At 45.8% G+C, this 13,851-nt stretch carries 10 protein-coding genes; 6 read left to right on the top strand and 4 right to left on the bottom strand.

Features of this window, described 5'->3' with window-relative positions; genetic code table 11:
* Positions 1 to 37: 37 nt before the first annotated feature.
* From F0231_RS06280 to udp, 3 genes are all read left to right on the top strand, one after another.
* The gene (locus tag F0231_RS06280; RefSeq protein WP_171758861.1) at positions 38 to 1,504 is read left to right on the top strand and encodes an MATE family efflux transporter; all 1,467 of its coding nucleotides are present in this window, start codon (positions 38 to 40) and stop codon (positions 1,502 to 1,504) included.
* A gap of 57 nt (positions 1,505 to 1,561) precedes the next feature.
* Positions 1,562 to 3,862, top strand: coding sequence for a zinc/cadmium/mercury/lead-transporting ATPase (locus F0231_RS06275; protein WP_171758860.1), 2,301 nt, complete (start codon positions 1,562 to 1,564; stop codon positions 3,860 to 3,862).
* Positions 3,863 to 4,121: 259 nt separating this feature from the next.
* A complete protein-coding gene (gene udp / locus F0231_RS06270; RefSeq protein ID WP_126575671.1) occupies positions 4,122 to 4,880 on the top strand; it encodes a uridine phosphorylase in 759 nt (252 codons plus the stop codon).
* Positions 4,881 to 4,975: 95 nt separating this feature from the next.
* Here the strand turns inward: udp and F0231_RS06265 are convergent, their stop codons facing one another.
* The 3 genes from F0231_RS06265 to metG all read right to left on the bottom strand — a co-directional run bounded on the left by F0231_RS06265 (position 4,976) and on the right by metG (position 8,685).
* Entirely contained in the window at positions 4,976 to 5,455 is a 480-nt protein-coding gene (locus tag F0231_RS06265; protein WP_171758859.1) for a DUF1456 family protein, read from the bottom strand.
* A gap of 138 nt (positions 5,456 to 5,593) precedes the next feature.
* Positions 5,594 to 6,406, bottom strand: coding sequence for a hypothetical protein (locus F0231_RS06260; protein ID WP_171758858.1), 813 nt, complete (start codon positions 6,404 to 6,406; stop codon positions 5,594 to 5,596).
* Between the two features lie 203 nt (positions 6,407 to 6,609).
* Positions 6,610 to 8,685 (bottom strand): methionine--tRNA ligase, encoded by a 2,076-nt coding sequence (metG, locus tag F0231_RS06255; protein ID WP_171758857.1) that lies wholly within the window; start codon positions 8,683 to 8,685, stop codon positions 6,610 to 6,612.
* A gap of 157 nt (positions 8,686 to 8,842) precedes the next feature.
* Here metG and apbC point away from each other — a divergent pair, with 157 nt between their 5' ends.
* The 3 genes from apbC (at position 8,843) to F0231_RS06240 (ending at position 13,113) form a co-directional block, all read left to right on the top strand.
* Positions 8,843 to 9,916 (top strand): iron-sulfur cluster carrier protein ApbC, encoded by a 1,074-nt coding sequence (gene apbC / locus F0231_RS06250; RefSeq protein WP_171758856.1) that lies wholly within the window; start codon positions 8,843 to 8,845, stop codon positions 9,914 to 9,916.
* Positions 9,917 to 10,166: 250 nt separating this feature from the next.
* Entirely contained in the window at positions 10,167 to 10,808 is a 642-nt protein-coding gene (udk, locus tag F0231_RS06245) for a uridine kinase (protein WP_171758855.1), read from the top strand.
* 157 nt (positions 10,809 to 10,965) lie between these two features.
* Positions 10,966 to 13,113: an AsmA family protein gene (locus F0231_RS06240; RefSeq protein ID WP_171758854.1), complete on the top strand. Its 2,148-nt coding sequence runs from the start codon at positions 10,966 to 10,968 to the stop codon at positions 13,111 to 13,113.
* An 83-nt stretch (positions 13,114 to 13,196) separates the two neighbouring features.
* Here the strand turns inward: F0231_RS06240 and cobO are convergent, their stop codons facing one another.
* Positions 13,197 to 13,802, bottom strand: coding sequence for a cob(I)yrinic acid a,c-diamide adenosyltransferase (cobO, locus tag F0231_RS06235; protein ID WP_171758853.1), 606 nt, complete (start codon positions 13,800 to 13,802; stop codon positions 13,197 to 13,199).
* Between the last annotated feature and the right edge of the window lie 49 nt (positions 13,803 to 13,851).

Genomic DNA, 13,851 nt, shown 5'->3' with positions numbered 1-13,851 from the left:
TTTTTTGTCTCTATTTATCTTCCGGATGGAGTGAATTATGTCCGACCAAAGTGCTAAGTTCGTTCAAGGTTCGACGATGCGCCATATTTTGGTGATGTCTGGAGCGGGCTCGGTTGGCCTAATGGCTCTGTTCGTCGTTGACCTTATCGACATGCTCTTTATCAGTATGCTTGGACAGGTTGAGCTTGCGGCAGCGGTCGGTTTTGCTGGAACTTTGGTCTTCTTCTCTACGTCTATATCAATCGGCACATCCATTGCTATGGGCGCTTTGGTATCGAAAGCCATAGGAGCTCAGCAGGAGGATTACGCGAGGCAGCTGAGTACCAGCATTATGGTTACTGCGGTCGCCATCAGTATTGTGGTCTCCGGGGTTATGTTTGCGTACATTCCAGAGTTACTACAGGCTATAGGTGCACAAGGCGTTGCCGCTGAAAGAGCAGAGGCGTATTTAAGGATCATTTTACCGAGTGCTCCTGTGATTGCTGTGGCAATGGCCGCAGGGGCAGGGCTTAGGGCTGCAGGCGATGCGAAGCGTTCAATGTGGGCAACGTTAGCGGGTGGTATCGTTAACGCCATTTTAGATCCCATCTTTATATTCGGTTTCGGTTGGAATGTGGAAGGGGCGGCCCTTGCATCTGTATTCGCACGATTTACCGTGCTGTTCTTTTCTCTTTACCCTTTGATTACAGTTCATAACTTGGCTGCGCGTTTTAACTATGCCGTGTGGCGCACTAACCTTAAAATTATTCTCGCGATTGCGATTCCAGCGATCATTACTAACATCGCTACGCCCATCGGGAATGCGATTGTCACCTCTTCGATTGCACAATTTGGTGAAAACTACGTTGCGGGCTTTGCGGTCATCGGGCGACTTACCCCGGTCTGTTTTGCCGTGATTTTTGCATTGTCTGGCGCAGTGGGTCCTATCATTGGCCAAAACTATGGTGCAGAAAGGCTCGACCGCGTGAAAGAGACGTTGAACAACTCGCTGATTGTGACCACCGTCTACACTTTAGTCGTCTGCTTAATTCTCTACTTCGCTCAAGATTTGATCATCAATATGTTTAGTCTAGAAGGCGATGCGCAAATTATTGTCGCGGCATTTTGTACCTACGTGGCGATAAGCTTTATCTTTAACGGCGCTCAGTTTGTCGCGAATACCTCGTTTAATAACCTTGGTAAACCTCTTTATTCCACAGCGCTTAATTTAGGTAAAGCGACATTAGGTACGCTACCTTTTGTTCACTTCGGTGCGTTATGGTTTGGCGCTTTGGGCGTGTTGTATGGTCAAGCTGTTGGTACGGTGGTGTTTGGCTTGATAGCGACTTTCGTGCTGCGCAAACACATCACGGACTTGATGAAAGGCACCTGCCGAGAAGAGCTTGAGTCAGACCCGTCGATCACTAGTGTTAATAGTCAGCCATTTTGTAGCCACGATGCGGTTTTAATTGATGATGTGTCATCGACAACGAAAATATCACGGGAAAGGGCAGAAAAAGTTTGACCTTGGAGTAGACTCTAAGGTTTAGACTTGTAGTGTACAGTGAATGGAGATAAACATATGTGCACTAAACATAAAGCATGTCGCTCTGACAAAGTAGCGGTAAACCCTTCTCAAACAGGCTCATGCTCTAGCCCAAAGATTTCGACCATCAAAATGGCGAGTGTGGCGTCTACCGATTCTGACTGCTGTAGCTCTAACAGTTGCAGTAGTGGCGCTGATCCCGCCGATGAGGAAGGTGACTCCGGGCTCTCAACGGCTCGTTTTACTCAAAGTTGGAAAATTCATGGGATGGATTGCCCATCTTGTGCAAAAAAAATCGAAACTGCTGTCAATCGCGTTGATGGCGTTGTTGAAGCGAAAGTCCTATTTGCGACTGAAAAGCTGGTTGTAAAAACAGATGGCTCAGGTGCAGCAGTGCTGGTTGAGCAAACCATTCTTGATACTGGCTTTACCTTTGCGAGTCCTAACTCATCTCAAAAACCTGCTCAGAAAGGCTGGAAGTCTGTTCTAAAACAGAATGCTCAAGTGATCGCGATTGCGTCTGCGATGGCCGTAGCCGCCGTAATCAAACCGACGTTGCCAGTCGTTAGTGAGTGGATGTTTATCATTACTTGTCTTGCAGGCCTTTATCCTATTGGCAAAAAAGCCATCAGTTTAGCGCGTTCTGGTACCCCATTTGCGATTGAGACGTTGATGAGCGTTGCTGCGTTAGGGGCGCTCTATTTGGGCGAAACGGTTGAAGCTGCGATGGTACTGCTTCTGTTCCTTATTGGTGAACAGTTGGAAGCGTTTGCGGCCTCACGTGCGCGCAGTGGTGTACAAGCATTGATGGAATTGGTGCCTGAAACCGCGACGAAGATTGTCAACGGGGAACGTGTCGAGGTCTCGGCAAATGAATTGCAACCTGGTGATGTGATTGAGGTGTCTCCTGGGGCTCGTCTACCTTCCGATGGTAAATTAACCGATGCACTTGCGAGCTTTGATGAAAGCGCGTTATCGGGCGAATCTATTCCCGTTGAGCGCTACGAGGGTGAGTCTGTGATGGCGGGGGCCGTCGCGGTGGATAAAGTGGTTCGCTTTACCATTACTTCAAAACAGGGTGAGAATGCGATTGATAGGATTCTCCATCTGATTGAAGAGGCTGAATCCCGTAAAGCGCCTTTAGAACGATTCTTGGATAAGTTTAGTCGTTGGTATACGCCTCTAATGATGCTGGTTTCTCTGCTGGTTATCATTACGCCTCCACTCTTGTTCGCTCAACCTTGGGAAACCTGGGTTTACCGTGGCTTGGCTCTACTGCTCATCGCGTGTCCTTGTGCGTTGGTGATCTCCACACCGGCGGCAATTACTTCTGGGCTGGCGGCAGCTGCGAGGCGAGGCGCATTGATTAAAGGCGGTGCTGCACTTGAACAGCTCGGTAAAGTCGAAACGATCGCCTTCGATAAAACCGGCACTTTGACCAAAGGCAAGCCAGAAGTAACTGATTTATTGCCAATCGATGATTGGGACGAACAGTCTTTACTAGAGAAAGTGGCTGCTATCGAGGTAGGTTCAAGTCACCCGTTAGCGGTTTCCGTTGTTAACAAAGCAAAGCAAGTTGGCTTAACGATTGTTGAAGCTCAAGACAAACAGGCTTTGGTCGGAAGTGGCGTGCGCGGTGTCATTAATGATGTCGAATATCGTGTGTGTGCACCAAGTAAAGCACCTATTGATCTAGACGTTAATCTTGCTAAACAGATTGAAGATCTAGAAGAGCAAGGCAAAACAGTCGTGGTGGTGATTGAAGCTCTGCGCAACGTGATTGGCATCATTGCTTGGCAAGATACCTTGCGTGCAGACTCTGCTCAAGCGGTAGAGGCGTTGAAAGCATTAGGTATTCACTCAATCATGCTAACGGGAGATAACCTTCGCAGTGCCAAAGCGATCAGTGAAGAGATTGGTATAGATTACAAAGCGCAGCTACTACCGCAAGATAAAGTGACTTACGTTGAGCAGCTGTCAGCAAATGGCAATGTTGCGATGGTCGGTGATGGCATCAATGACGCCCCTGCGATGAAAGCGTCTAGTATTGGTATTGCAATGGGAGGGGGCACAGACGTAGCGCTTGAAACAGCGGATGCTGCCATTACTCACAACCGTCTGTTAGAGCTAGCGGGAATGATTGAACTATCACGTGCGACGCTCAATAACATTCGTCAAAACATTGCGTTGGCACTCGGACTTAAAGGTGTGTTCCTCGTAACGAGTCTATTGGGTATCACCGGCCTTTGGGTCGCGGTACTAGCGGATAGTGGTGCAACAGCGATAGTGACACTAAACGCTCTAAGGTTACTTAAATTTAAGCCGAAACAAAATTAGGTTTAATTAACAAAGTAAACAGCTCTCCATCTATGATGTGAGAGCTGTTTTTTTATGCAACCACGTATCTCTTTTGCTTAAAAAATGTGATGTAAACCGATTTTATGTGCAATGTAAGAACTTGTTGCGATCTTTATTGTGATCATGATCGCTACATTTAATGGGTGGGTTAGTTAGAGTATCTCCTGTACCCGATAAATTTTATAGAGCGAGCAGAACGCCCCGATAGATTCTGACTCTGCCAACCAAGGAGCTCACTATGTCTCAAGCTGTTTTCCATTTAGGTGTTACTCAAGAAGATCTTGCAGGTGCAACTCTAGCGATCATTCCAGGTGATCCTGCGCGTGTTCAAAAGATTGCCGAAGAGATGGAGAATCCAGTTTTTCTAGCAAGTCACCGCGAGTACACGCTTTACCGCGCAGAACTTGATGGTAAACCTGTTGTTGTTTGTTCTACTGGTATTGGCGGTCCTTCTACGTCTATCGCAGTTGAAGAGCTAGCTCAGTTAGGTGTACGTACTTTCCTACGCGTTGGTACGACTGGTGCAATCCAGCCTCACGTTAATGTGGGTGATATGATCGTATCAACTGGCTCTGTTCGCCTAGATGGTGCGAGTCTGCACTTCGCTCCAATGGAATTCCCTGCGGTTGCTGACTTTGAAGTAGCAACAGCGATGAAAGCTGCGGTAGAAGAGTCTGGCGCAACTGTTCACATGGGTGTAACGGCTTCAAGTGATACCTTCTACCCAGGTCAAGAGCGTTACGATACGTTCTCTGGTCGCGTTGTTAAGCGTTTCCAAGGTTCTATGCAAGAGTGGCAAGACATGGGCGTGCTTAACTTTGAGATGGAATCAGCAACGCTACTTACTATGTGTGCAAGCTCTGGCCTAAAAGCGGGTTGTGTTGCGGGCGTTATCATCAACCGTACACAGAAAGAGATCCCAGATCACTCAACACTAAAAGAGACAGAAGCGCGCTCTATCAAAGTGGTTGTAGAAGCAGCACGTAAAATGCTTTAAGGGTTAGTGCTCTAGTTAGCGCAACTTAAATAGAAAAAACCTCAATCTTGGCTGACCAGATTGAGGTTTTTGTATTTTAAGGGGTGAAAATAACGTTAAGCCACAAACTCTTCTGAATCTGGGCGGTTAGTGAACTGAACGCCATTTAAGAAGTCACATAGCAACTGATCTTCACACTCTTTGTAGTTCTTGTTGTTTGGTTTACGAAAGTAAGCACCAAGCTCATACTTGCTTAGGCTGATGCCCATGAGTTCAAGCACATCGAGTACATCTTCTGCTTTCATGTTTAGTGCGATACGCAGCTTCATGAAAATCATGTTGTTGGTCAGTGTTGTTTCAGGTTTAGGCTGTTCACCTTCTTTCTTACCACGTTTGAGGTTGATAAAACCATTTAGGAAGGTAGCTAACTCTTTGTCTTTCATTTTGGAAAACGATTTTTCGTTCTCACCTTTTAGCCAGTTGCCAACCTGATCGTGTGTAACGGAGACATCGGCTTGCTCAAAAGCTTTCATGATTTGAGCGTTTTTAAGGTTGAGTGCGTGCTGAATACGACGCAAGATTTCATTGTTAGTCACAGGTTGTGCTCTTTAGTGGAGAGTAGGTGATGATGCACGCGACTTTAGCAGAGATAGGGGCGATGGGATAGGACTATTCATTCCGTCCATAATGAAGAGAGCACGCTAAGGTGCCCTCTAATGCAGTTGCAAGTACGCCTAAGCATAAGCCACTTTGGGTAGAGGAAGATATAAGCTTTCCGCCATATCCGACAACATCTGATCATAGACCTGAGCAATCACCGCTGAGATGTCGCTAGTAATTCGATATAACTCCTCGTCACTGATGCTCAGTGTGTCTGAAGACGATAATTCTGCCAATTCATGAATGGCATCGATACTCGCGGGTGACGCAACAGAAAGCGGGCTGATAATAGACAGCTGGTTGAGTTTGCGTCTGGTTTTATCGCAATAGTATTTTAAGCGTAGAAACCCCTCTTCGGAATGACTTTCAGGAATGCAGACTCTCAATTGAGTGAGCACTTCCATGCTGTCGAGCACTTGTTGCCAATTAAGGTGGTACTCATCATTCAAGTCTTCTCTTTCGGACTCAATTAACCATGCTATCGCCACTTCATCCATTAAGAACATACAGTGTCGAATTGTTTTGCCATGAACGATTTGGTTGCGACTGACATTTCTTTCGTGCCAATCATTGTGCATCGCTTTGAGTTTAAGCTGAAAGATCCGATACATTGGTCGATTATCAAAAGGTGCAATGGCAACCAATTGATCGGAACAGTGCATGATTTCATCATAGAGCGCATTCATTTCGCTCAGTTGGTCTTGGTTAATCGAGTTGCTTAGAGAGTAGTGTGTCAGCTTTCTATGCTCCCTACATAAGCGCAGTAGCTGTCTAAGCATGACTAACGTGTTGAATTTACGCTGTAAGATCGTTTGGCGCTTTTTAGAGTAATGAAATAGTGCGGCCAAAATAGCGCATGAAAAAATGATTGAGATTAAAACAAACATAGCCAACTCCTTTGTGCTTGTTACCTATAAAGGAGTAGGCGAATAGTGTGCCAAAATATAAGTCGTTTAAAATCAGTGTCTTATGGTCTTTTGGGTGATTAGTATGCTTTACCTTGGTGCAGAAGGTGTCCAAAGTAGTGATAAAAAAAGCCCCTAACGCATTGCTGCGGTAGGGGCTTAAATCTATTTTGACTAGGCAGTCATTACATTACACGCATACCAGGCTGAGCACCTTCGTGCGGCTCAAGGATCCATAGGTCACTGCCACCAGGGCCCGCTGCTAGGATCATGCCTTCAGACATACCAAACTTCATCTTACGAGGTTTAAGGTTTGCCACCATTACAGTTAGCTTGCCTTCTAGCTCTTCAGGTTTGTATGCTGACTTAATGCCAGAGAATACCTGACGAGTTTCACCACCGATGTCCAGTTGGAACTTAAGCAGTTTGTTTGCTTTTGGCACTTCTTCACAAGAGATGATGCGAGCGATACGCATGTCTACTGCTGCAAAAGCGTCAAATTCAATCTCATCTGCGATTGGATCTTTATCTAGCTCAGTTTGGCTCGCTTTGTTCTTTTCTGCTTCAGCTTTCTCTTTTGCTGCAACTTCAGCTGCTGCGTCTTCTTTAGAAGCTTCAATCATCGCTTCAACTTTCTTAGGATCAATACGGTTGAATAGCGCTTTGAACTTAGTGATCTCGTGATCAGTTAGCGGTGCTGTAATACCTTCCCAAGTTAGCTCTTCGTTTAGGAACGCTTCAGTACGTGCAGCAAGCTCTGGCATTACCGGTTTCAGGTAAGTCATCAGAACGCGGAATAGGTTAATACCAACAGAACAGATGTCTTGTAGCTCTTGGTCTTTACCTTCTTCTTTCGCAACAACCCACGGTGCTTTCTCATCAACGTACTGGTTTGCTTTGTCTGCTAGTGCTGTGATTTCACGGATTGCACGGCCAAATTCGCGAGTCTCGTAAAGCTCTGCGATGCGGTCAGCCGCTTCAGCGAACTCTTTGTAAAGCTCAGGCTCTGCGAAGTTAGCTGATAGCTTGCCTTCAAAGCGCTTAGAGATGAAGCCAGCGTTACGAGATGCTAGGTTAACAATCTTGTTTACTACGTCAGCGTTAACGCGCTGAGTGAAGTCTTCAAGGTTAAGGTCTAGGTCATCGATACGGCTATTTAGCTTAGCTGCGTAGTAGTAACGCAGACATTCTGGATCTAGGTGATCTAGGTATGTCGCTGCTTTGATGAATGTGCCTTTCGACTTAGACATCTTCGCGCCGTTTACTGTTACGTAGCCGTGTACGAATACATTGTTTGGCTTACGGAAACCGCTACCTTCTAGCATTGCAGGCCAGAATAGAGAGTGGAAGTAGACAATGTCTTTACCGATAAAGTGGTAAAGCTCAGTTGTGCTGTCTTTTTTCCAGTACTCGTCGAAGTCTAGACCTTCAGTTTTGTTACATAGGTTCTTGAATGAAGCCATGTAACCAACAGGTGCGTCTAGCCATACGTAGAAGAACTTGTCTTTTTCGCCTGGGATTTCGAAGCCGAAGTAAGGTGCGTCGCGTGAGATATCCCACTGTTGCAGACCAGACTCAAACCACTCTTGCATCTTGTTTGCAGTTTCAGACTGAAGCGAGCCAGAGCGAGTCCACTCTTGAAGCATGCTTTCGAACTGAGGTAGGTCGAAGAAGAAGTGTTCAGAGTCTTTCATTACTGGCGTTGCGCCAGATACTGCTGATTTAGGGTCAATCAGTTCAGTTGGGCTGTACGTCTCACCACAGTTGTCACAGTTGTCACCGTATTGGTCTTCTGACTTACACTTCGGGCATGTACCTTTTACGAAACGGTCCGGTAGGAACATCTCTTTCTCAGGGTCAAATAGCTGAGAAATAGTACGGCTAGAGATAAAACCGTTCTTTTTAAGCTCAAGGTAGATGTGTGAAGCCAGCTCACGGTTCTCTTCTGAGTGTGTGCTGTGGTAGTTATCAAAGCTAATATCGAAGCCAGCGAAGTCTTTTTGGTGCTCTTCACTTACTGCAGCGATCATCTCTTCTGGCGTAATTCCCATCTGCTGTGCTTTTAGCATGATTGGCGTGCCGTGAGCATCGTCAGCACAGATGAAGTTTACAGTGTTGCCACGTAGGCGTTGGTAGCGAACCCAGATGTCAGCTTGGATGTGCTCAAGCATATGACCTAGGTGAATCGAACCGTTAGCGTACGGAAGGGCACAAGTTACCAGTAGTTTTCTCGAGTCAAGAGCGCGTGGATCGTTTGCCATACTTAATATTCGCTTTTTAAGGAGTATAGAAAAATAGAGCGTAATACTACCTCATCACACCAGTGACTCCAAGGTGTGAGCGACTGGATTACCTTAGTTTTTTCAGGGTTCAGTATCGGTTGATGGAGTGTTACGATTAGATGCATAAGGAGGACCTATGCGTCAGTTCACTTCAAAGCAAGATTTTTGTGATTGGTTAAACCAATTTGAACACCCAGCACTCGCAACCGAATGGGCAGCAACAGGGGCATTTGTTTCAGTAAAGCCTGAAGGGTTTACTATCGAAATCCCGTTTGCAGCCAATCGCTTAAAAGCGGACTTGGCCGAGTGGATCTCGAACCAACAAGCAAGCGGTGACGTTGGTCAGTTTGACTACGCAATTCACATCGCGCCTAAACCTTTAGAGACACATGTGGCTCATGATATCAAAGGCGTAAAGAACGTCATTGCTGTGACCTCTGCTAAAGGTGGAGTGGGCAAGTCAACAACGTCGGTTAACTTGGCGCTGGCGTTAGCAGAATCTGGCGCCAAAGTTGGGTTATTGGATGCAGATATTTACGGGCCTTCTGTGCCTCTTATGATTGGTCAGCCTGATGCAAGACCAGAAGTAAGAGACAACAAATGGATGCAACCAATCAGTGCTCATGGCATTCACACTCATTCGATTGGTTATTTGGTGTCTAAGGATGAAGCGGCGATATGGCGAGGTCCTATGGCGGCAAAAGCTCTGTCTCAATTACTGAATGAAACGGAATGGCCTGAACTGGACTACCTTGTGATTGATATGCCACCAGGTACGGGTGATATTCAGCTAACGCTTTCTCAGCAAGTGCCAGTGACTGGCGCTGTTATCGTCACTACGCCACAAGACTTGGCACTGGCGGATGCGCGTAAAGGGGCAGCGATGTTCAATAAGGTCGATGTACCAGTCGTCGGAGTGGTTGAGAACATGAGTTACCACATTTGCAGTCATTGTGGTGAGAAAGAACACATCTTCGGCGCTGGTGGTGCTGAACAGATGGCGGCTGAGTATGGGTTAGACCTGCTTGCCCAAGTTCCGCTTCATATTCAAATGCGTGAAGATATTGACAACGGTAAACCAACGGTTGCTGCTCGTCCAGAGTCTGAACATGCACAGCAATATATGGCGTTGGCAGAAGCGGTCAGTTCACGTTTGTACTGGAGAGGGAAGACCAAACCAGAAAACATCATGTTTACCATGGTCGAATAGCCTCACTTGACTGGATAAAAAGGGCGTTTTTTCGACGCTCTTTTTTATTGATATGCCGTGTAATCGATTGCGTGATGGCCTTTTATTCTATTTGTTTATTTCTTCTAAATCCTCACTGGCAACAGCGCCTTGAACTCCTTATAATCAGGCGGTTTATCTAAATTTGTCCTAATACCTCAGAGTCACTCCAAGCTGGCACTGCTAGTATTAGCATATATGACACCAATCAAAAACATCGGGTGCAAGAATAATGTCTGATAATAATCAATGCGTCATCGTCGGTATTGCTGGCGCGTCTGCTTCTGGAAAAAGTTTAATCGCAAGCACTATCTACAATGAGTTACGTGAGAAAGTGGGCGATCATCAAATTGGTGTGATTACGGAAGATTGCTACTACAACGATCAAAGTGATCTAAGCATGGAAGAGCGTGTAAAGACTAACTACGACCACCCGAGCGCGTTAGACCACGACTTGTTGTGTGAACACCTAGAGCAACTGGTTAAAGGTGAAGCGGTCGAAGTGCCAGAGTACAGCTATTCAGAGCATACTCGTACAGAGACAACAACAACGATGACACCTAAAAAAGTGATCATCCTTGAAGGTATCCTTCTACTTACCGACCCACGCCTACGTGACCTAATGCATGCAACGGTATTTATGGACACGCCACTAGATATCTGTCTATTGCGTCGTGTTAAGCGTGATGTAGAAGAGCGCGGCCGTACAATGGAATCGGTATTGAAGCAGTACCAAGAGACGGTTCGCCCGATGTTCATGCAATTTATCGAACCTTCTAAGCAGTACGCAGACATCATTGTCCCTCGCGGCGGTAAAAACCGTATTGCAATCGACGTGTTGAAGGCACACATTGCAAAACTTCTGAAAGCTTAGCGCTAATTTGCACGTATAAGACTTTATTTTTTATGAGATAAGTGGCACTTTTAGTGCCACTTTCTTTTTATGGTCTGAAAAGTCGAAAACGACCATTTATACTTGGGGTTGGTCAAGTAAGAACAACTTACCGATTCGCAAAGCAAGGATAATGCTAATGAAGAAACTGTTCCTGTTTATCGCAATTCCTCTGGTTGCGATTCTTGGTGTGCTCATCGCACTCGTCGTATTGGTTAATCCTAACCAATTTAAGCCTCTGATTATCGAACAAGCGAAAACACATACGGGTTTAGAGCTTGTGATTGATGGTGATATCAGCTGGCAATTTTTCCCATCGATTGGCTTTGAACTTGGCCAAACTGAATTACGTAACCCGCAAGGTTTTGAACAACTGAATATGTTCAAGGTGGACACGGTTGGTATCGATGTTTCAGTCATGCCACTGTTTAGCCAACAACTTGAAATCGGTAACATCACGTTAGATGGCGCGGCCTTTTCATTAGAAACTTTGAAAGATGGCGCAAAGAACATTGATGCGTTAACTCAGGCGCAAACTGCTCCAGCAAACGCGACTGAATCGGTGCCAGCAACCACTGCATCAGACACAGCGCCTGCGGATACAACTTCAACTGAACAAAGTGCAGCCTCTGCATGGACAATCAACCTTGCAGGTGTAACGGTGTCTAATGCATCCGTTGAAATTCAAGATAAACAGGCGGGCTCTTTTACTAAGTTATACGACGTGTCACTGAACCTTTCTGAATTCGCTGTCGATACGTGGACGAAAGTAGATTTCGCTGCCAAAGGGGAAGCGAATCAACAGAAGTTTGCAGCGCAAGGTGATGCTGAATTTAAGCTAGCGAAAGGCTTCAAAGAGTACGCGCTACGCAACATTAATTTAGATGCGAGCTTTAGCGATCCAGCGACTCAAATCGAAAGCGCTAAGATCGGGCTAGAGACGTTTGAATTTGATAAAGCGAATGCACTGACATACTCAGTTGTCGGTAATGCTGCTGGCCTAGACATCGATATGAAGGGTGCTGCATCACTGAACGTCGATAAGGCAATCACTAAAGTGATGATGAATCAGCTGACGCTCGACGCGACTTTTAAAGGTGATACGTTGCCTCAGTCTCCTATGAAAGTGGACATGGCGTCGGATCTCTCTTTCGACCTTACAAAGAGTCACCTAAGCTTTGTTTTAGAGAAGCTTACCGCTAACGCATTGGCTTTCGATGGCAAAGCAGACATTACACTAGCAGACATTCCGAAAGTTCGATTCTCTCTTCATAGCCCAAACATCGATTTGGATGAGTTCTTGGGACTAGGCCAACCAGCAGCAAATGAAAAGCCTGCACAAACGGCAAGTACTAAAGAGCAATCAACGAAGACGGCGAATTCATCAGCGGCGAAGCCTGCCAAAGAAGTTGAACCAGATCTTTCTGCGCTGAAAACACTCGATGTGAAAGGCGATATCACGATTGATAAGTTCAAAGCCAACAATGCCAAAATGCAGAATGTGAAAACGGTATTCACGGTTAACAGAGGTGTTGCTGAGCTAAACTCATTTACATCAAACCTATACCAGGGCTCAATCAGTGCGACGGCGCGTTTAGATGCTCGCAAGTCACCAGCAACCTATACCGCTAAGAAACGTATTAAGGGTGTAAAGGTTCAGCCGATGCTGGTGGATGTTGCTAATAACGACATGCTTGAAGGTACAGGTAACATCGATGTCGACGTGAAAGGCAAAAGCTTAACGCCGACAGGTATCCAAAAGAACTTAGTCGGTACGGTAGTGGTTAACTTCGAAGATGGTGCCGTGAATGGAATTAACGTTGCAAACTTAATTCGTGAAAACTACGCCAAAATCAAAGGCGAAAAGTTTGATGAAAAAGAAGGCGTTCAAAAGACGGACTTCAGTGCAATGAAAGCAACGCTTAAGTTGAATAAAGGCAACGTTTCGACCAATGATTTGACCATGCAATCGCCGCTGCTGCGTATTCGTGGTAACGGTAGCGCAAACTACCTGAACGAGACAGTTGATTTTACCGTAAGCACTTCGATTGTAGGTACATTGGAAGGTCAAGGTGGTAAAGACATTGATGAACTTAAAGATGTCACCATTCCAATCAACGTATCGGGTTCTTGGGCACAGCCGCAGTTCAAGCTGGTATTTGATGATGTACTCAAACAGAAAGCGAAGAAAGAAATCGATCGTGGTGTAGAAAAGCTAACCGACAAGATTAAAGACGAAGAGACCAAGAAAGCGGTTGATGGTCTACTGAAAGGTTTGTTTAACTAATCTTAAGATACATTGAAATACAAAAAGCCCCTAGCGTGTCACTCGCGCTAGGGGCTTTATTCATTCTGGTGAGGTAGTAGTGATTACCAGTCAACGCCTTGCAGCGCTTTTACGCCTGACTCAAAAGCATGTTTCACATTCTTCACTTCAGAAACGGTATCAGCCATTTCGATTAGAGTGCGGTGAGCGCCACGGCCTGTGATGATGACTGATTGCATCTTAGGGCGATTGTTCAATGCTTCAACCACTTCATCAAGCTCGATATAACCGTAGCTCACCATGTAAGTCAGCTCATCAAACAGCACCACATCAATCGACTCATCAGTAAGTAGGCGCTTACATTCTTGCCATACTTTTTGTGCAGCTTCTGTATCGGCGTTCTTATTTTGTGTTTCCCAGGTAAAACCCGTCGCCATGACATGGAACTCTACGCCGAGCTTTTCGAGTAGGTTGCGTTCACCATTTGCCCAAGTACCTTTAATAAACTGAGCAACTGCCGCTTTTTTATCATGGCCAACAGCGCGAGCCACTGTCCCGAACCCAGAAGTCGATTTACCTTTTCCGTTACCAGTGATGATAAGAAGTAACCCTTTCTCCTCTTGTGCAGCCGCGACTTTGGCATCGACTTGCTCTTTCACTTTTTGCTGTCTTGCTTTGTGACGTGCTTCTTTATTGGTCTCGGAGGTCATGGGAAATCCTTTTTTATTTAACAATTCTGTGCCTATGATAGCGCAATCG

This window comes from Vibrio sp. RE86 (assembly GCF_013114545.1).
In the GTDB taxonomy this organism is placed as follows: domain Bacteria; phylum Pseudomonadota; class Gammaproteobacteria; order Enterobacterales; family Vibrionaceae; genus Vibrio.
The sequence above is the reverse complement of the archived record's forward strand: the minus strand, read 5'-3'. Positions and strand labels throughout refer to the sequence as shown.

Coding starts and splice junctions, on each gene's coding strand:
- F0231_RS06280 (WP_171758861.1), top strand. CDS start 38: ATGTCCGACCAAAGTGCTAAGTTCGTTCAAGGTTCGACGATGCGCCAT.
- metG (WP_171758857.1), bottom strand. CDS start 8,685: ATGGCAAACGATCCACGCGCTCTTGACTCGAGAAAACTACTGGTAACT.
- cobO (WP_171758853.1), bottom strand. CDS start 13,802: ATGACCTCCGAGACCAATAAAGAAGCACGTCACAAAGCAAGACAGCAA.
- apbC (WP_171758856.1), top strand. CDS start 8,843: ATGCGTCAGTTCACTTCAAAGCAAGATTTTTGTGATTGGTTAAACCAA.
- F0231_RS06260 (WP_171758858.1), bottom strand. CDS start 6,406: ATGTTTGTTTTAATCTCAATCATTTTTTCATGCGCTATTTTGGCCGCA.
- udk (WP_171758855.1), top strand. CDS start 10,167: ATGTCTGATAATAATCAATGCGTCATCGTCGGTATTGCTGGCGCGTCT.
- F0231_RS06275 (WP_171758860.1), top strand. CDS start 1,562: ATGTGCACTAAACATAAAGCATGTCGCTCTGACAAAGTAGCGGTAAAC.
- F0231_RS06240 (WP_171758854.1), top strand. CDS start 10,966: ATGAAGAAACTGTTCCTGTTTATCGCAATTCCTCTGGTTGCGATTCTT.
- udp (WP_126575671.1), top strand. CDS start 4,122: ATGTCTCAAGCTGTTTTCCATTTAGGTGTTACTCAAGAAGATCTTGCA.